Origin of the sequence: Pontibacter russatus, from assembly GCF_009931655.1 — a bacterium.
Classification (GTDB): Bacteria; Bacteroidota; Bacteroidia; order Cytophagales; family Hymenobacteraceae; genus Pontibacter; species Pontibacter russatus.
Genome location: NZ_CP047984.1, coordinates 146476 through 164045, shown reverse-complemented (window position 1 = coordinate 164045; position 17570 = coordinate 146476). Strand labels below are relative to the sequence as shown.

14 protein-coding genes and 2 tRNA genes are annotated in these 17570 nt (G+C 54.6%); 11 read left to right on the top strand and 5 right to left on the bottom strand.

Going from position 1 to position 17570, the window contains the following annotated elements; translation table 11 throughout:
- Positions 1–29 precede the first annotated feature (29 nt).
- The 4 genes from GSQ62_RS00700 (at position 30) to GSQ62_RS00685 (ending at position 4147) form a co-directional block, all read left to right on the top strand.
- Positions 30–2273 (top strand): DUF349 domain-containing protein, encoded by a 2244-nt coding sequence (locus GSQ62_RS00700; RefSeq protein ID WP_237586868.1) that lies wholly within the window; start codon positions 30–32, stop codon positions 2271–2273.
- 131 nt (positions 2274–2404) lie between these two features.
- Positions 2405–2477, top strand: a tRNA-Thr gene (locus tag GSQ62_RS00695).
- Positions 2478–2572: 95 nt separating this feature from the next.
- Positions 2573–2645 (top strand) — tRNA-Thr (locus GSQ62_RS00690).
- A 335-nt stretch (positions 2646–2980) separates the two neighbouring features.
- Positions 2981–4147 (top strand): hypothetical protein, encoded by a 1167-nt coding sequence (locus tag GSQ62_RS00685; protein WP_161887720.1) that lies wholly within the window; start codon positions 2981–2983, stop codon positions 4145–4147.
- On the opposite strand, the gene GSQ62_RS00680 is transcribed toward GSQ62_RS00685, so the two are convergent.
- Positions 4144–5181 carry a potassium channel family protein gene (locus tag GSQ62_RS00680; protein WP_161887719.1) on the bottom strand — a complete coding sequence of 346 codons (1038 nt, stop codon included), beginning with the start codon at positions 5179–5181 and terminating at the stop codon, positions 4144–4146. The genes GSQ62_RS00685 and GSQ62_RS00680 overlap by 4 nt on opposite strands.
- A gap of 120 nt (positions 5182–5301) precedes the next feature.
- Here GSQ62_RS00680 and GSQ62_RS00675 point away from each other — a divergent pair, with 120 nt between their 5' ends.
- The 5 genes from GSQ62_RS00675 to GSQ62_RS00655 all read left to right on the top strand — a co-directional run bounded on the left by GSQ62_RS00675 (position 5302) and on the right by GSQ62_RS00655 (position 11455).
- On the top strand, positions 5302–6333 hold the full coding sequence (locus tag GSQ62_RS00675) for a metal-dependent hydrolase (RefSeq protein WP_161887718.1): 1032 nt from the start codon (positions 5302–5304) through the stop codon (positions 6331–6333).
- Between the two features lie 144 nt (positions 6334–6477).
- A complete protein-coding gene (locus tag GSQ62_RS00670; RefSeq protein WP_161887717.1) occupies positions 6478–7248 on the top strand; it encodes an SDR family oxidoreductase in 771 nt (256 codons plus the stop codon).
- A 135-nt stretch (positions 7249–7383) separates the two neighbouring features.
- The gene (locus GSQ62_RS00665; protein ID WP_161887716.1) at positions 7384–7626 is read left to right on the top strand and encodes a hypothetical protein; all 243 of its coding nucleotides are present in this window, start codon (positions 7384–7386) and stop codon (positions 7624–7626) included.
- 82 nt (positions 7627–7708) lie between these two features.
- The gene (gene gyrA, locus GSQ62_RS00660) at positions 7709–10261 is read left to right on the top strand and encodes a DNA gyrase subunit A (protein ID WP_161887715.1); all 2553 of its coding nucleotides are present in this window, start codon (positions 7709–7711) and stop codon (positions 10259–10261) included.
- Between the two features lie 60 nt (positions 10262–10321).
- A complete protein-coding gene (locus tag GSQ62_RS00655; RefSeq protein ID WP_161887714.1) occupies positions 10322–11455 on the top strand; it encodes a tetratricopeptide repeat protein in 1134 nt (377 codons plus the stop codon).
- Positions 11456–11565: 110 nt separating this feature from the next.
- Here the strand turns inward: GSQ62_RS00655 and GSQ62_RS00650 are convergent, their stop codons facing one another.
- Positions 11566–12318, bottom strand: coding sequence for an SDR family NAD(P)-dependent oxidoreductase (locus GSQ62_RS00650; protein ID WP_161887713.1), 753 nt, complete (start codon positions 12316–12318; stop codon positions 11566–11568).
- Between the two features lie 447 nt (positions 12319–12765).
- On the opposite strand from GSQ62_RS00650, the gene GSQ62_RS00645 reads away from it, so the two are divergent.
- Positions 12766–13035, top strand: coding sequence for a TFIIB-type zinc ribbon-containing protein (locus GSQ62_RS00645; protein ID WP_161887712.1), 270 nt, complete (start codon positions 12766–12768; stop codon positions 13033–13035).
- A gap of 197 nt (positions 13036–13232) precedes the next feature.
- Here the strand turns inward: GSQ62_RS00645 and GSQ62_RS00640 are convergent, their stop codons facing one another.
- The 3 genes from GSQ62_RS00640 to msrA form a co-directional block, all read right to left on the bottom strand.
- Positions 13233–14882 carry an NADP-dependent glyceraldehyde-3-phosphate dehydrogenase gene (locus GSQ62_RS00640; protein WP_161887711.1) on the bottom strand — a complete coding sequence of 550 codons (1650 nt, stop codon included), beginning with the start codon at positions 14880–14882 and terminating at the stop codon, positions 13233–13235.
- Positions 14883–15246: 364 nt separating this feature from the next.
- Positions 15247–15648, bottom strand: a complete 402-nt coding sequence (locus GSQ62_RS00635) for a phage holin family protein (protein ID WP_237586862.1) — start codon at positions 15646–15648, stop codon at positions 15247–15249.
- Positions 15649–15718: 70 nt separating this feature from the next.
- Positions 15719–16390, bottom strand: coding sequence for a peptide-methionine (S)-S-oxide reductase MsrA (gene msrA, locus GSQ62_RS00630; RefSeq protein WP_161887710.1), 672 nt, complete (start codon positions 16388–16390; stop codon positions 15719–15721).
- 225 nt (positions 16391–16615) lie between these two features.
- Here msrA and GSQ62_RS00625 point away from each other — a divergent pair, with 225 nt between their 5' ends.
- Positions 16616–17476, top strand: coding sequence for an aminotransferase class IV (locus GSQ62_RS00625; protein WP_161887709.1), 861 nt, complete (start codon positions 16616–16618; stop codon positions 17474–17476).
- Positions 17477–17570: the final 94 nt, after the last annotated feature.

The following is a 17570-nucleotide window of genomic DNA, read 5'->3' as shown; positions in this document are numbered from 1 at the left end:
CCGTTGACATGACAACTGAAACCAACCATATGGACACTACCGGAGCTGAGGCAAACAAACCTGAGAATCAGGATGCTGCAAATCAAGCGAATGAAAACACAAGCTCGCCCAGAAACATACTGGAACAAAGACTGGCCGAGATCGAAGCCCGCAAGCAAGGCAGCGCCGGGACAGAAGCAGCTGTGCCGAAAGAGGAGCAGCCGGAGATACAACCGACACTGACTTCTGCGCAGGAGGCTGAAACAACGGAGCAGCTAACCAACGCCTTTGTGGAGGCGCAGGATGTTACCGCCGCTGCCCCTGAAGCAGGCACAGCCGCAGCCCCCGATCCGGCTGCGCAGGCTCCGGAAGCATCTGCCATTCCTGCCATACCGGAAGCGCCTGCAGCGGAATCAGCGCCTTCCGCACCGGATGCTACACCTGCCGCCGTCACCGATGTGACAGAGCAACGCAATGCGCCCATCCCGGTCTTGCCGGAGGTTCCGGCCGCACAGCCAGCCGCTGAAGCTTTGCCCCGGCAGCACCACGAAGACGACGAAGAGGAAGAGGTAGGAGAGGAGGCAGTAGACTACAGCCAACTATCGCTGGAGGAGCTGCGCCAGCACCTGAGCCTGGCTCTGAAAAGCGCTGACGCTGCGAAGCGCAACAGGACCATCCTGGAGATGCAGCGCCATTACGACCAGAAGTTCCAGGCGGAACGCCTGGAGGCATTGGACAGATTCAAGCAGGAGGGCGGCACAGAGGACGATTTTGACTACCATAGCTCCAAAGAACACCAGGACCTGGAGAAATTGCTGACCGCCTACCGCGACGCCCGCCACCAGCAGCGCCAGAGCGTGGAAGAGCAGCGCCAGCGCAACCTGGAGCACAAGCAACAACTGCTGGCCCAACTGCGCCAACTCGTGGAGTCGGCCGAGACGAAGAGCAGCAGCGAGGAGGTAAAGAAACTGCAGGCCGAATGGAAGTCCATCGGGCCGGTGCCCGCTGGCGAGGCCCAGGCCCAATGGGACTCATACCATGCCCTGCTCGACATCTTCTACAACAACCGCAGCATGTTCTTCGAGATGAAGGAGCTGGACCGCAAGCGCAACCTGGATGCCAAATTGCAGCTGGTGGAGCGGGCAGAGGCGCTGAAGGACGAGGAGAGCATCAACAAAGCCCTGCAGGAGCTGCGGCACCTGCACGAAGAGTGGAAGAACATAGGGCCGGTGCCCAACGACCAGCGCGACCCCATCTGGGACAGGTTCATACAGGCCTCGGAGAAAGTGCACGAGCGCCGCCGGGCTTACCACGACGAGCGCAACCAGCGTGAGATGGAGAACCTGGCGAAGAAGCGCGCCCTGCTGGAGCGCCTGCACACATTCACCGACTTCAACACCGAGCGCATAAACGAGTGGCGCGACAAGACGGATGAAATCCAGAAGCTGAAGGAGGAGTGGGATGCCGCCGGGCTGGTGCCGAAAGAGTATGCCGAAGAGGTGAACAAGAGCTTCTGGGGCAACTACAAGGCTTTCTTCCAGCACAAGAACCACTTCTTCAAGACCTTGGATGAGCAGAAAATGCAGAACCTGCGCCTCAAGACCGAGCTTTGTGAGGAAGCGGAAGGCCTGAAGGACAGCACCGACTGGGGCGCGACAAAGGAGAAGCTGATCCAGTTGCAGAAGAAGTGGAAGACCATCGGCCGCGTTCCAGACAAGCACTCCGATAAAATCTGGCAGCGTTTCCGGACAGCTTGCAACGAGTTTTTTGACCGGAAGCAGGCGAACGAGCAGTCAAGAAGCGCGGAGATAGAGAAACTCTCTTCCGAAAAAACCGAGCTCTGTGACGCCATCGCCGAGCAGCTGGCGGACCCCACTGCAATCGGCACGCTGGAGGACTTTAATGCCTACGCCTCGAAATGGCGCGAGCTGGACAAAAGCAACAGGCACAGCAGCCCGAAGGCTGAGGACAAATTCCTGGCGCTGATGGGGCAATACCTGGAGCGCGTGCCTTCCCTGAGTCTGGGCCAGCGCGAGGAACTTCTTGTGAAACTGCAGCTGGAGCGCATCAAGCACAGCCCCGACGCCAGCCACAAGCTGCAGCAACGGGAGCAGGCCATCCGCCGCGAGATCACGCACCTGCAAAATGATATCCAGACGCTGCGCACCAACATTGAGTTTTTCGCCCGCTCCAAAAACGCCGACAAGCTGCGCCAGGAGTACGAGGGCCGTATTGCCGATGCCCAGAAACGGATAGACCAACTAAACCATCAAATGCAGGCGTTCAGGGGCTGATATTTTACCTGCTGAACATCAAATGCTTATATAGGGGCATTTAAAAATTTCAGAATAGCATTTGCATGATATAAAACTTCCTCCTACTTTTGCAACGCTTTATCACCAGGTAAAGCGCATTCAAATTGAAGGCCTCCTTAGCTCAGCTGGTAGAGCAACTGACTTGTAATCAGTAGGTCGCTGGTTCGATCCCGGCAGGGGGCTCTTTATAATTTGAAAATTCATTCCTATGGTGATTAGGAAATTACGACGAAGAACCAGGAGATAATTCCCTCTTCTTCAAATTTCCAGATCTAAAAGCCTCCTTAGCTCAGCTGGTAGAGCAACTGACTTGTAATCAGTAGGTCGCTGGTTCGATCCCGGCAGGGGGCTCCCAAGCAACAAAGCCTTCAGAGAAATCTGGAGGCTTTGTTCGTTTATAGCGGAGCCTTCCGGTTCTCCTCTATAACTCTGTCCGCCTTCTTTTTTACTCTGGCACCGCTTATATGATCGGCTGCACATGCTATATGTAGGTTTTTCTCAGTGTCTGCCTCTGAGCAAAGGCAAAGCGGTTTGTGGCCAACTACCATACTACTCCTTGTATTTCCTTGTATTTGTAGTGTCAGCCATATATGGCTCTAGCCTGTTGCGCAGCGTGGGGGCAGGCCCTGCTTCCTTTTCAGGAAGATTATAGCGTAATTTGCCTTTCGACTCCCTAAGCAAGCATTATGCAACTGATAGAGGTAAACACGCCTGAACTCGCAGAGGAATTTCTGATGGTGCAGGTGCGACTATACAAGAAAGACAAGAATTATATCCGTCCCCTGGACAAGGACATAAACCAGGTTTTTGACCCGAAGAAAAACAAGGTGCTCCGGGACGGCAATGCCATCCGCTGGCTGCTGCAGGACGATGCGGGCAAGTATATAGGCCGTGTGGCCGCCTTCATCAACCACCGGACTGCCAAAACCTTTGAGCAGCCAACGGGCGGCATGGGCTTCTTTGACTGCATCAACGACCAGGCGGCCGCCGACATGCTGCTCGATGCCTGCCGCGGCTGGCTGCAGGAGCGTGGCATGGAGGCCATGGACGGGCCAATAAACCTGGGAGAGCGCGACAAGTGGTGGGGCGTGCTGATAGACGGTTTCTACCCGCCCAACTACTGCATGCCTTACAACTTCCCTTACTATCAGGAGCTGCTTGAGAATTATGGCTTTGATTTGTATTTCAGGCAATATACCTACTACCGTACCGTCAACGACCCGCTTCCCCCGGAATATCATGAAAAGGCGCAGCGCATACTCCAGAACCCGCAGTACCAGTTCAGGCACCTGGATAAGACGGAGCTGAAACAATACACGGAGGATTTCCGCCAGGTATACAACAAGGGCTGGGCGAAGCACGAAGGGGTGAAGGAAATGAGTGAGGCACAGGCCGCTGGCATCATGAACTCCCTGAAACCTATCCTGGACGAGCGCATCATGTGGTTTGCTTACTATGAGGAGGAGCCGGTCGGCTTCTTTATCGCCATTCCGGAACTGAACAAGCTGTTCCGGTATGTGAACGGGAAGATGGATACGTGGGGCAAAATCAAGTTTATCTTCCACCGCTGGCGCGGGGCCTGCACTACCATGTATGGCATCGTGTTCGGCATCACGCCAGAGCACCAGGGAAAGGGAGTGGAGGCGGCCATGGTCGTATCGGCGGGCAAGCTGGTGCAGTCAAATCCAAGCATACCCTACTACGACCTGCAGATGAACTGGATAGGTGACTTTAACCCGAAGATGATGAAGTTGGTAGAGCGCCTGGGCTCCCGCATATATAAGACACACGCCACATACCGCTATCTTTTCGACAGGACAAAAGAATTTAAGCGCATGCCGATTATCCGTTAAAGCATGGAGGGGAGGTCCATTTCAGTATTCAGCACAGGAGCCGATATCTCCTTCCACTTCCAGCCGTTGTACTCCACCATCGCCTTAAGTGCGCGGCGGCGCTTGCTGAGTTCGCCAAATGCCTGCATGTCCGGCTGCAACAGCGGCACCTGCGCCTGTCGTAGCTCCCCCGCCTCCAGTGCGGGCACATCGCTTTTATCGGGGTTGATGTAGAGCGACGTGATGGAGTCTAAGAAGGTGGTGATGGCTTTCCGCAGGGGGACCAGGTACTGATCCTCAGGACGCAGGCGCTCCGGTATATAAAGCAGCAGTATGGTAATGGCTTCATCCAGGGCAGCCAGATTCGGCAGGAGCGAGGCCTCCTTGTCTTCATGCTGGAAGTAGTGCAGCACCGGGTATGAAAGGTGCATCTGCCCCTGGTGTATGATCTCGGATGTCAGGCTTTGAAACTGATCCTCCAGCTTCTTGAAATCCGTGCCGTCCCAGTTGTCCAGCAGGATGCGCTGGGGGCTGCTGCCAATAGAGGCTATCCGGATGCTGAGGGCCCTGCGCCTGGTTACGGCCGACAGCACAGGCACCATATAGGTTATGGCGATGGTGATGAACATGAGGCCCGTAAAGGAAATGAAAGCCGTGTAAATTTTCCACCCGTCTGTGCCGGGCACAAAGTCGCCGTTGCCCAGCGTGGAGAGCGTGTAACCGGTAAAATAAATGCGCTCCAGGTTGTCTGCGGGTATATGGGAGGTGGAACTGACGACAGCCGCTTTGTCTGACGCATATATAAAATAGTTGCCCGCCCACAGCAGCAAAACCCACGTCATCAGGATGGTGAAGACGATGACCACCCCCGCGCCGGTAAGTGCAGCCCTGCCTTTGGTGAGGCGGCCCGCGTAAAAGAACAGCCGCCAGACGGCAAACGTGACAGGCCCGCTGATAATACCCGACCCGCGCGGGGCGAATGCCGTGTAAATAAGGTCAGTGGCTGTGACCGCCACTAACGCGATTCCTACAATGAGGCTGGTGATCGACTCCATATATAACCGGGCCCTCCCATATATGCCGCTGTCATGGTAAGGCTAACCTGTATACCTTTGCCGCGGATGGGGGGTTGCCGCACGGCCGCCGCTATATATTCAAACTAAGCAAAAGCATCTATGGATTCACTGACGCAGATCGTGCTGGGTGCCGCAGTCGGAGAGGCGGTGGCCGGAAAGAAACTGGGCAACAAGGCGATGCTGTGGGGAGCGGTGGCCGGCACCATCCCCGACCTGGATGTGCTGCTGAACCCCTGGCTCGACACGGTGCAGCAGTTGGGCTTCCACCGCTCCCTGACACACTCTTTCCTGTTCGCCATCCTTGTATCGCCGCTTCTGGGCCTGTTGCTGCAACGGTTGTACCGTCTCCACAGCGCCACCGTCCGCGACTGGACCCTGCTGTTCTTCCTTGGCTTCACCACGCATGCGCTGCTCGACAGTTGCACCACGTGGGGCACACAACTGCTCTGGCCGTTCAGCAGGTATGGCGTGGCGTTTTACAATGTCTTCGTGGTGGATCCACTCTACACCGTTCCTTTTCTGGTATGTGTTTTGGCCGCGGCTTTTTATCCGAAGGGCAGTCTCAGAAGGCGCCACCTCAACTATGCGGGGCTAATACTGAGCTCCGCCTACCTGCTTTTCTCCTTTGTAGCCAAAGCCGCCGCCAACCGGGCCTTCGAAGAGAGCCTGCAGCGGCAGCAAATCAGCTACAGTTCCTACATCAGCAAGCCCACTCCGCTCAACACCGTCTTCTGGTCCGTGACAGCCAAAGGAGAAGGGGGTTACTATAACGGCTTCTATTCCCTGCTGGATGAAGACAAGCACATCCTGTTCGACTTTGAGCCACAGAACGCCCATTTGCTGCGGCCCTACCTGGGGAATCCCAAGCTGGCGCGGCTGCTGGAGATCATGAAAGGCTATTATGCGGTGGCTCCCGCAGAAAAAGGCGTATACCTGAAGGACATGCGCTTCGGGAAGTTTGACGGGTGGCGCGAGGGCGGTGGCGCCTATGTGTTTGTGTACCATATATGGCTGGATGAGAAGGGGGAACTGCAGGTGGAGGAACTGAACAACAGGCCCCGCGTAGACCAGGAATACCTGATGCAGTTTTGGGAGAGGGTGGAGGGCGAGAAGCAAAAAGGCGACCGCTGAGGCGCTTTTAATATATGATTTACCTTTTGGCCTGAGCAACCCGTAAAATGACAGCAATCTCACCGGGCTGCAGGGCAAATCAACCAAAGGCAATAGCAATCAAGTGGTGCAACAACCGTTAAAACTCATAAACTTATTTAGAACATGGCGCAGAACAGGTGGCAGCTAACAGACAAAAAAGCAGTGGTAACGGGCGGCTCCAAAGGCATCGGGGCGGCCATCGTAGATGATTTTATCGCATTGGGCGCTGAAGTGCTGGCCGTGGGCCGCAATATCGAAGACCTGCAGCGGCTGCACGAGCGCTACCCGGAGCGCTTGCATATACTGGCTGCCGACATGAGCACAACAGACGGGCGGCAGGCGCTGACCGCGAAGGTGCAGGAACTGTGGGGGCGGCTCGACATTCTGGTGAACAACGTGGGCACCAACATCCGGAAGCCTACCGCCGACTACTCCGCAGAGGAGTATGACTTTGTGATGGACACCAACCTGCGCTCTGCCTTCGACCTCAACCGCCTGCTGTACCCGCTGCTGCGGCAGTCGGGGCAGGGCAACATCATCCACGTGTCGTCGGTGGCGGGCCTCACACACGTGCGCACGGGCAGCATCTACGGCATGACGAAGGCGGCCCTGAACCAGCTTACCCGCAACCTGGCGGCGGAATGGGCGGAAGACAGCATCCGGGTAAATGCCGTGGCGCCCTGGTACATCAGCACACCGCTGGCGCAAACCGTGCTGCAAAATCAGGAATTTTATGATGCGGTGGTCTCCAGAACCCCCATGCGGCAGGTGGGAAAGCCCGAGGATGTGGCCGGAGCGGTGGCGTTCCTCTGCATGCCCGCGGCTGCCTATATCACCGGTCAGACGCTGGCCGTGGACGGCGGTTTTACCATCAATGGCTTTCACCCCCTCTAAAGTGCTGTTAATTGCCTGAAGCGGCAAACTATAGCCCCGGCAAAGCTGGTATATATGCGCTGATTTGTTTAATTTTGTACAACGAAAAGATAAGGGCCTCGCTGCACAGCAGCAGGCCCTTCTGAAATTCCATATATGGCTACTACCCGACGGACCACCCTTCTCCTGATTACGCTCCTTTCCGCTTCCGTATTTTCCTGCAGGCCCGCCTGCCCCATTGCCGCCTGCCAGGTGCGCATGGTGCATCCCCACGGCGAGCAGGACTACCGCGGCCGCCCTTTCTGGAAAAAGCAAAACCCGAAGATGGGGCAGGACCTGGACAAGACGTCGCAGGAAAAATCCCGCAACAGGAGGGACAGGAGCAGAAATAAGCAGTAGCCTATATAGCTGTTAAGGCTTTTTGCTTAAATTGCCCTTGTATATGTACCACAACCAACCCATATTTATTTAGATTTTAAACATGATCGAAGGCGAAAGAATCATACCGATCAACATTGAAGACGAGATGCGCGGTGCGTATATCGACTATTCGATGTCCGTCATCATTTCACGAGCCTTGCCTGATGTTCGGGACGGACTGAAGCCGGTACACCGCCGCGTGCTGTACGGAATGTCCGAGCTGGGGGTATCCTATAACAAAGCCTATAAAAAATCAGCCCGAATAGTGGGGGAGGTGCTGGGCAAGTATCACCCGCACGGCGACTCCTCGGTATACGAAACGATGGTGCGCATGGCCCAGGAGTGGTCGCTGCGCTACCCGCTGGTGGACGGCCAGGGAAACTACGGCTCCATCGACGGCGACTCTCCGGCGGCGATGCGCTACACCGAGGCGCGCCTCAAGCGCATCGCCGACGAGCTGATGGCTGACCTCGACAAGAACACGGTGGATTTCGTGCCGAACTTCGACGACTCGCTGAAGGAGCCGAGCGTGATGCCTGCTAAGTTCCCGAACCTGCTGGTGAACGGCACCTCCGGCATCGCGGTGGGGATGGCCACCAACTTGGCGCCCCATAACCTGACGGAGGTCATCAACGGCGTCATCGCCTATATTGACGACCGGGAGATTTCCATTCCGGAGCTCATGCAGTACATCACGGCCCCGGATTTCCCGACGGGCGGCATCATCCACGGCTACGACGGCATCAAATCGGCTTTCGAGACGGGGCGCGGGCGCATACTCATGCGGGGGCGCGCCAACTTCGAGGTGCTGCCATCCGGCAAGGAGCAGATCATCGTGACCGAGATACCCTATATGGTGAACAAGGCCACGCTGATTGAAAAGACGGCGGCCCTGGTGAACGAGAAGAAGATTGAGGGCATCTCTGACCTGCGCGATGAGTCCGACCGCGACGGTCTGCGCATCGTGTACGATCTGAAGCGCGACGCCATCCCGAACGTGGTGCTCAACAACCTCTACAAATACACGGCGCTGCAGTCCTCTTTTGGCGTGAACAACGTGGCCCTGGTGAAAGGCCGCCCGATGACGCTGAACCTGAAGGAGCTTATCCAGTACTTCGTGGAGCACCGGCATGAGGTGGTTATCCGCCGCACGCAGTATGAGCTTGACGAAGCTAAAAAGCGTGCCCATATACTGGAGGGCCTGCTCATCGCGCTGGATAACCTGGACGAGGTGATCACCCTGATCCGTTCCTCACGTGACCCGGAGATTGCCCGCAACGGTTTGATGGAGCGCTTCGGCCTTTCTGAGGTCCAGGCTCGCGCTATACTGGACATGCGTCTGCAGCGCCTCACCGGCCTGGAGCGCGACAAGATACAGCAGGAGTACCAGGAGCTCATGAAGCACATCGACTACCTCACTTCTGTGCTGAACAACGAGGACCTGCGCATGCAGATCATCAAAGACGAACTGGCGGAGATACGCGATCGTTACGGCGACGGCCGCCGCACCAGCATCGAAGCCAGCACCGGCGACATCAACTACGAGGACATGATCCCGGAGGAGAACATGGTGATCACCATCTCGCACGAAGGTTACATCAAGCGCACCTCCCTGAACGAGTACCGCAGCCAGAGCCGGGGGGGCATCGGTTCCAGGGGCGTGGCCGCCTCCAAGGAGAACGACTTCACCGAGCACCTGTTCATCGCCAACACGCACCACCACATGCTGTTCTTCACGGAGTTTGGCCGCGTGTTCTGGCTGAAGGTGTATGAGCTGCCGGAAGGAGGGAAGACGGCCAAGGGCCGTGCCATCCAGAACCTGATCCAGATTGAGAAGGAAGACACTGTGCGCGCAGTGCTGAATGTGCATGATCTGAAGAACCAGGACTACGCACTCAACCACAACCTTGTCTTCATCACCGAGCAGGGCACTATCAAGAAGACCGTGCTGGAGGCTTATTCGCGGCCGCGCACCAACGGCATCAACGCCATCTCCATCAACGAAGGCGACCGCCTGCTGGATGTGCAGCTGACCAACGGCAGCAGCGAAATCATCATCGCGCTGGAGTCTGGCAGGGCCATCCGCTTCAACGAGAGCCACGTGCGGGCCATGGGCCGCAACGCTGCCGGGGTGCGCGCCGTAACACTCGGCGGGCCCAACGACAAAGTGGTTGGTATGGTTTGTGTAGAGAACGACGGCACAGAGCTGCTTGTGGTGTCGGAGAACGGATTCGGAAAGCGCTCGCTCCTGGATGAGTACCGCATCACGAACCGGGGGGGAAAGGGCGTGAAAACCATGAACGTGACCGACAAGACCGGCAAACTGGTGGCCATCAAAGGGGTGGTAGACACCGACGACCTGATGATTATCAACCGCTCGGGCATCACGATCAGGCTGCGCGTGGCAGACATCCGGGTGATTGGCCGCGCCACACAGGGAGTTCGCCTGATCAAACTGAACGAGCACGACAGCATCTCGTCGGTGGCGAAAGTGGAGATGGATCACGAGGAGGAAGTAGAGGCGGCCGTGCTGGAGCAGTCTGCGCTGGCACCGGACGAAACGCTACAGCCGGATGATATGATCGACCCGGAAACCACTGAAGAGGAGGTATAATCGAATTATTACCAGCTATATAACGTTACACAATCAATCACAAACCATTCAACGACAAGTATGAAAAAAATACTTTTAACAGCCCTGGCTGCCGCATGCTTTTCGGTAGCCAGTGCACAGAACTCAGCTGTGAACAGCGCCATTCTGAACCACAAGAACGGGACGCTGGACAAAGCACAGACTGATATAAACCAGGCCATTGAGCACAAGAAAACCAAAGACAAGGCGAAAACCTGGTTTTACCGCGGCGTGATTTACCAGGATATGATCGGGAACCCTATCTACGGTAAAATGGTCGACGACACGTATCCCACCATTGTGCTGGAGTCTTATGACAAAACGATTGAACTGGACGGCAAGGACGGCGAGTTTGGCAAGCAGGTGCCGGAGCGCAAGCAGCAGCTATATGGGCAGGTGCTGAACCAGGCCGTGGAGTTCCACAACAACCAGGACTGGCAGAACGCGATTGATAAATACAAGCTTGCCAGTAAAATTAACCCTGCGGACACGACGGCGGTGCTGTACGCGGCCTATGCGGCAACAGCCAACAAGGATTACCCGGCTGCCGTCGCTTTTTACGATCAGCTGATCGGAATGGGCCACAAGACGGAGGATGTCTACAAAAACAAAATCCAGCTGCTGCAGGCTACAGAAGCCAGCGATGAGGAAATAATGAAGACGCTGGCCGCCGGACTGGAAGAGCACCCGAACAGCGTATACATGATGCAGGAGGAGCTGCGCTACTACCTGAAGAACGACCGTGGCGAAGAGGCGATGCAGAAGCTTGACAAAGCCATTGCAGCTGACCCGAACAATGCCAGCCTGCTGGCCGTGAAGGGCAACCTGCTGGAGCGCAAGAACGACATTGAGGGCGCCACAGCCACGTACCAGAAAGCCATAGACGTGGACCCCAACAACTTCGATGCTAATTACAACCTGGGCGTGCTGCACTTCAACAAAGGCGCCGAGGTGAACAACAAGGCCGCCAAGCTGGACTATGCCACATACCAGAAGAAAGGCAAGGCGCTGGAGGCGGAGGCCAAGAAGCATTACCAGGCGGCGTTGCCATACTTTGAGAAGGCTTTGGAGATACAGCCGAAAGACCAGGCAACCATGCAAAACCTGATGAAGCTATATACCCGTTTGGACCGCAAAACAGACGCTGACAAAATCAGCGCGATGATGAACGAGTAGGTTTGATATCAAACCCCTATATAAAGAGGGAAGCCGCCGGGTTTCCCTCTTTTATTTTATTCTGGTCATACAAAAAAATCTTAGAGCTGCTCTGCTTTCGCATTAGCACCCTATTGGGCCAGGTAACCGCCATCTACATTATAATACGAGCCTGTAACGAACGACGCTTTATCAGAATTAAGCCACAGGGCCAGGTTAGCGACTTCTTCCGATGTGCCTAATCGCCCCATGGGGTGCAAACCGACCAATGCATTCCGGGCAGCCTCGTCCAAAGAGTGCTCGATCAAAGGCGTAGAGATATAGCCCGGCCCGATAGAGTTTACCCGGATGCCTTGCGTGGCATATTCCAGTGCAGCGGTTTCAGTCAATCCGATCACACCGTGCTTTGCGGCTACATATGCACAGGAGCCTTTGGTGCCTACTTTTCCCAGAATAGAAGCCATGTTCACAATGCTGCCGCCGCCAGCGGAAACCATGGCCGGAATTTGATAACGCATGCCATAAAACACGCCGGATAAATTAATGGCAATCACCTTGTTCCAACCATCAAGAGGGTACTCGCCAACAGGCCCAAGCGGCCCGCCAATGCCAGCATTGTTCACCGCAACATGCAAGCCGCCAAATTGCTGCACGGCCTGGTCTACAACGGCTTTGCTGTCATCGGGTTTGGATGTGTCTCCCTTTACAAAAACCGCCTGCCCGCCTTTGGATTTAATTTCTTCCACTACTTCATTTCCGCCTTTCTCACTAATGTCGGATGCAATAATTTTAGCGCCCTCGGCGGCGTATAAAAGACATATGGCCTTCCCAATGCCTGAGCCAGCCCCGGTAACCAGGGCAACTTTGTTTTCTAATGTTTTCATAACCTGATATTAATAGGTATAAAATGTTGTTTCAGCAGACAGTTCAGACCTCTGCGTTCGCATTCATTTGGTAAACGCTTCGTCTTAAGATGTAGAGCCAAACTCGGGATTGACTTGTATTTCATTATACGTAGGTAATCTTAAATTATACTGATGATCGTAATTGTTATCCCTGCAAATATGCGTTGCACGAGATTTACAATCTGTTGAAGTAGGAAAGGTATATAGCTATAATTTACTTAACATAATATAAATTATAAGACTTTAATATACGATGCAAAACATCTCTAAAGTGTCACTCATAATATACTTTATGTTAAGCAGAATAAGTAAAACAATCCGCTCACATGCACACAGAAACAAATAAGCCAATACAGCAATGCCCAACGTTCTGGTAGCTTCGGGAATAAATGTTTATATTGAGGATTACACCAAAGCTGTATAACTATGAAATGCCCTTCCTGCAACGAAACGCTCCTGATGAGCGAGAAAAACGGAGTCGAGATCGATTATTGCCCCAAATGCCGTGGCATCTGGCTGGACCGCGGCGAGCTGGAGAAAATCATGGAGCGCTCCGCCGACCACTATTCAAAAAAAGAAAATTACGAAGCTGACTATAAACGCTATGGCTACGGCGAAAACCGTGGGCACGACGCGTACAAAAAGCACCCGCATAAGAAGAAGGAATCTTTCCTAAGCGATTTCTTTGACTTTTAAGCCGACCCTGCTCGGTGCAATTAAGCGCTTGTGCAATTATGCTGCACAGGCGCTTTTAAATGAAGTATATGCTAGCTGCCTACATATATAGACCGGCTTTACACATACACACTGATAAAAGATGAGCCATATATAAAAGGAGCCGCAGCACATGCCGCGGCTCCTTTTATATATAAATAACTGCCTTCAGAAGCTTCTTAGAAGATATACTTCGTGCTCAGGAAGTTGGAATTCCCTTCGTTCACAATCTCGTTGATCAGGTGCTTGTTGTTCTCGTTGAGTTTGGTGGCTACCAACGACCGGATCGAGAACGAGCGCAGCGCATCCACCACCGACAAAGTGCCCTCGGCGCTGTCTTTGCGGCCTGTAAACGGGAATGTGTCCGGCCCGCGCTGGCACTGGCAATTGATGTTCACGCGGCTCACCTGGTTCACCAGCGGGTCTATGAGCGAGGCCGCCTCGGCAGCGTCGTTGCTGAAAATGCTCACCTGCTGCCCGTGCGTCGATTCTATCAGGTACTCAATCGGCTCTTCCAGGTCATCGAACGGCACCACCGGAATAATCGGCCCGAATTGCTCCTCGCGGTACACTTTCATGTCCTGCGTCACCGGGTACAGGATGGCCGGATATACAAACGATTCGAAAGCGGTGCCCCCTCCTCTGTTCACCACGCTGGCGCCGTGCGCTGCCGCATCGTCAATCAGTTCTTTCAGGTAAGCGGGCTTGTGGGGCTCCGGCAGCGGCGTCAGGGCCACGCCCTTCTCCCACGGCATCCCGATCTTCAATCTGCCTACCGCCTCGCTCAGCTGCTCCAGAAACTGGTCGACTTTGGAGCGGTGTACAAATATGATTTTCAGGGCTGTGCAGCGCTGTCCGTTGAAAGAAAGCGCCCCCAGCACGGTTTCTGACACCGCCAGGCTCACGTCAGCATTCTCTGTGACGATGGCCGCGTTTTTGGCGTCGAGCCCCAGGATGGCGCGCAGCCTGTTCACCTTCGGGTGGAGCTTCTTCAACTCGTCAGCCACTTTGCTGGAACCAATCAGCGTGAGCACGTTTACCTTACCTGACTGCATCAGAGCAGGCACGATGGCATTTCCACGCCCATATATGGTGTTCACCACGCCCTTCGGGAAACACTCCTTAAAGGCCTGCAGCAGCGGGTAATGCAGGAGCGTGCCGTGCTTGGGTGGCTTGAACAACAGGGTGTTGCCCATGATCAGGGCGGGTATCAGCGTGGTAAAAGTTTCGTTGAGCGGATAGTTGAACGGCCCCATGCACAGTACCACGCCCAGCGGCGAGCGCCGGATCTGCGCCACGATCCCCTGCTCTATCACGAAGCGCGAAGAGTCGCGGTCCACGTCTTTCAGCGCGTCGATGGTGGCGTATATGTACTCTACCGTCCGGTCGAACTCCTTCACAGAATCAGCGGCAGACTTGCCGATTTCCCACATGATGAGCTTCACCACAAGGTCTTTCTGCTCAATCATTCTGTGCGTGAACTGCTCTACGCAGCGTATCCTGTCCTGCACGCTCATGGTGGGCCACTGGCCGCGCCCGTTGTCATAAGCGGCCACCGCCGCCTCCAGCGACGCCATCGCCTCTTTTTCGGTACACACGGGGTAGGTTCCGATAACCTTTCGCTGGTAGCCTTCGGCTGTTTTAACAGCCACCGGAGAGTAAACCGTGTGTACGGCTCCCTCCCACTGCTTCATTTCCCCGTTCGACAGGTATTCCCGCTGATGGATTTCCTGCTTCAGTTTATATTCCTGCGGAATCTGGCTTTCCTCAACAAATATGGCTTTGACCTGGTCTTCCGTTGCAGTAGCTGCAAAGTCTGTAACACTCATTCTAATTTCTTTAGGTGATAGATGTGGAAACCTGCGGAGCTTCAGACCGGAATATTATGGCTATATCCATTACGGACAATGCAAATTTTGGCAAATGGTCATCTGGCCCGGCATAGGTGGCGCAAAACTAATGCACAGCTTTCGATATATAAAGTAAAGGCGCCATAATATTATCTTATTACTAATAATAAAAACGAATAACTGACATTTTGGGAAAACCAGGTGTGATAAACCTGCATGCATGGGTGCTTTTATATATACTTCCGCAACGCTTCTTCTGACGCAGTGCAGCAGCTATACAGACATATAAAAACCGGCACCCTGTATAGGGTGCCGGTTCTACAGTTTGCAAACCTCCCTCAGCTTACCTAAAGGCTAAGGCAGTGTGCTGAATGCTGTGCTGCAACATGGCATAGCCATCGCTTCCGCCCATCAGGTAACCTACCGCGGCAACGGCGATGGCTGTTGCAAGGGCAATGAGCAGGGCTGGCAGGAAGCCATCCACTTTAAAGTTGCTGACAAGCATGTCCACCAGCTTGATGACAATGGCCGTGACGATCAGCGAGACGATGGCCTCCAGCAGAAAGAAAGACACGAGGTTGAAGATGCCCCGGAGTATCCAGCCGATGGTGGCGTTCAGGATACCCACCAGAAAAGCCACCCATAGGGCCGTGCCAAAGCTTTTAACATGTACACTGGACAAAGCATAGGACATCAGCAAGATGACGGCCGCGCTTACGAGTAGATTGACAATGAATCCCATCATAGTTTTGGTTGTATGTGTCTGTATAGGATTATACTACGAGTGACTGGCGAAATTTGATAGTCAAAGTGTTTCATTTCCTGTATTCGGGCTTGAGCAGCTGACTGTAAGCAGACTCGAACTTCAGCACCTTGGGCCGCGCCACCGACTGCACATAGGGGTCGTTGGGGTTTAGGCGGTAGTAATCCTGGTGGTACGCTTCCGCCTCCCAGAACTTTCTGAAGGGCTGTATCTTCGTCACGATGCTGTTGCGGTAAGTGCCTGTCTCTTCCAGTTGCTGCACATACGCCCGCACCATCCGCTCCTCCTCCGGGGTGCGGTAAAACACGATGGAGCGGTACTGCTTTCCGTAGTCAGGGCCCTGCCTGTTCAGCGTGGTGGGGTCGTGGGTGGCGAAAAACACTTCCAGCAACTGCTGATACGTGATCTCCTCCGGGTTATAATACACCTGCACCGCCTCCGCGTAATCTGTGGCGCCCGCGCTCACTTCTTCGTAAGTCGGGTTAGGTTTCTTGCCGCCAGAATAGCCCGACTCGACCGCCTCCACGCCCTGCAGGCGCTCAAAGTAAGCCTCTGTACACCAGAAACACCCCCCGGCAAAGGTGGCCCTGGCCAAACCCGTTGTGTCCAGTGTCGCCTGTTCCGCTGCTGCCTCACTGTTGGACAGGCGCTCGGTACTGGCCTCCGAACAGGAGGCGAAAAGAAAGAAGAGCGGTAATAAAAGATATAGTTTCGGGTAAGCCATAAGCATTTTTGTTTCTGCTGATTCGTTTTGATGCATGGTTAAATCCTGTTGTTGAAAGCGGGTAGTTGCAGCACAAAGAAAATTTTTTATCAGGATCCTACATCTACATATGGAAAGTTCTTTGTCCTGAATATGGAAAGTCCTTTGTCCTGACACCTGTCACTTGCTTTTCTTTGCTTACTACGATAACAATCTTCGCCGGATATAGTTTGTGGGTGCTGGCGCTTGTCTTATCTTTGGCACATCATCATCTATTTAAACTGCCTCCGTTTGCTGCTCTTCAACAACCACATAGTAACCGACGACGAACTGCGGCTGCCGCTCTCCAACAGGGCTTTCCAGTACAACGACGGCTTCTTCGAGACAATCATCATCCGGCAGGGCAGGCTGCGTTTCTGGGAGGCGCACGAGCAGCGCATGCAGGAGGCGGCGCGGGCCTTACAACTGCAGCTGCCACCGCTGTTTTTTTCATCGGAATTAACGGAAAGGCTGCTGGAACTGGCAACGCAACAGCACGCGCTGGCGCATGGCAGGCTGAAACTGAAAGTCTGGCGTGCCGGTGCCGGTTTGTATACCCCCGAAACAAATAATGTAGACTGGCTGGCCGCGGCACAGCCCACTGAAGCCATATATAACTTGCCCCTGCAGGTGGGCGTGTGCCGGCAAACCCATACGCTCTACTCCCCTCTCTCCCACTTTAAAGGCCCCAATGCGCCCGTATATGTGCAGGCGGGGCTGGAGAAAAAAGCGCACGGCAAAGACGATATGCTCCTCCTCGACCGGCAGAGCACTGTTTCGGAGTTTACAGCTGCCAATGTGTTTTGGATACAGGGCGACGCTTTATGCACGCCGCCGTTGGAGACAGGCTGCATCAACGGCGTGCTGCGGCGCAGCATCCTCAGGTGGTGCCTACAGCAGCAGGTGAAAGTAGAAGAATGCAGCGCCACCGTCGAGCAGCTAGGCCGGGCAAACGTTGTGTTTGCCGCCAACGTCACCGGCATCAGAGCCGTTGGCCGCCTGGAAGAATCAGAACTCCCTACGCAGCACCCCCTGCTGGACCGCCTGCAAAGCAGCCTGCTTGGCTAAAACAAGCCATATATAGCCCCAACACTTCCAGTAAGGAATCTATATATGAGAAGGCTGCTGCACGCTTCTCCAAAATAATTTCTTCCGTCATCCT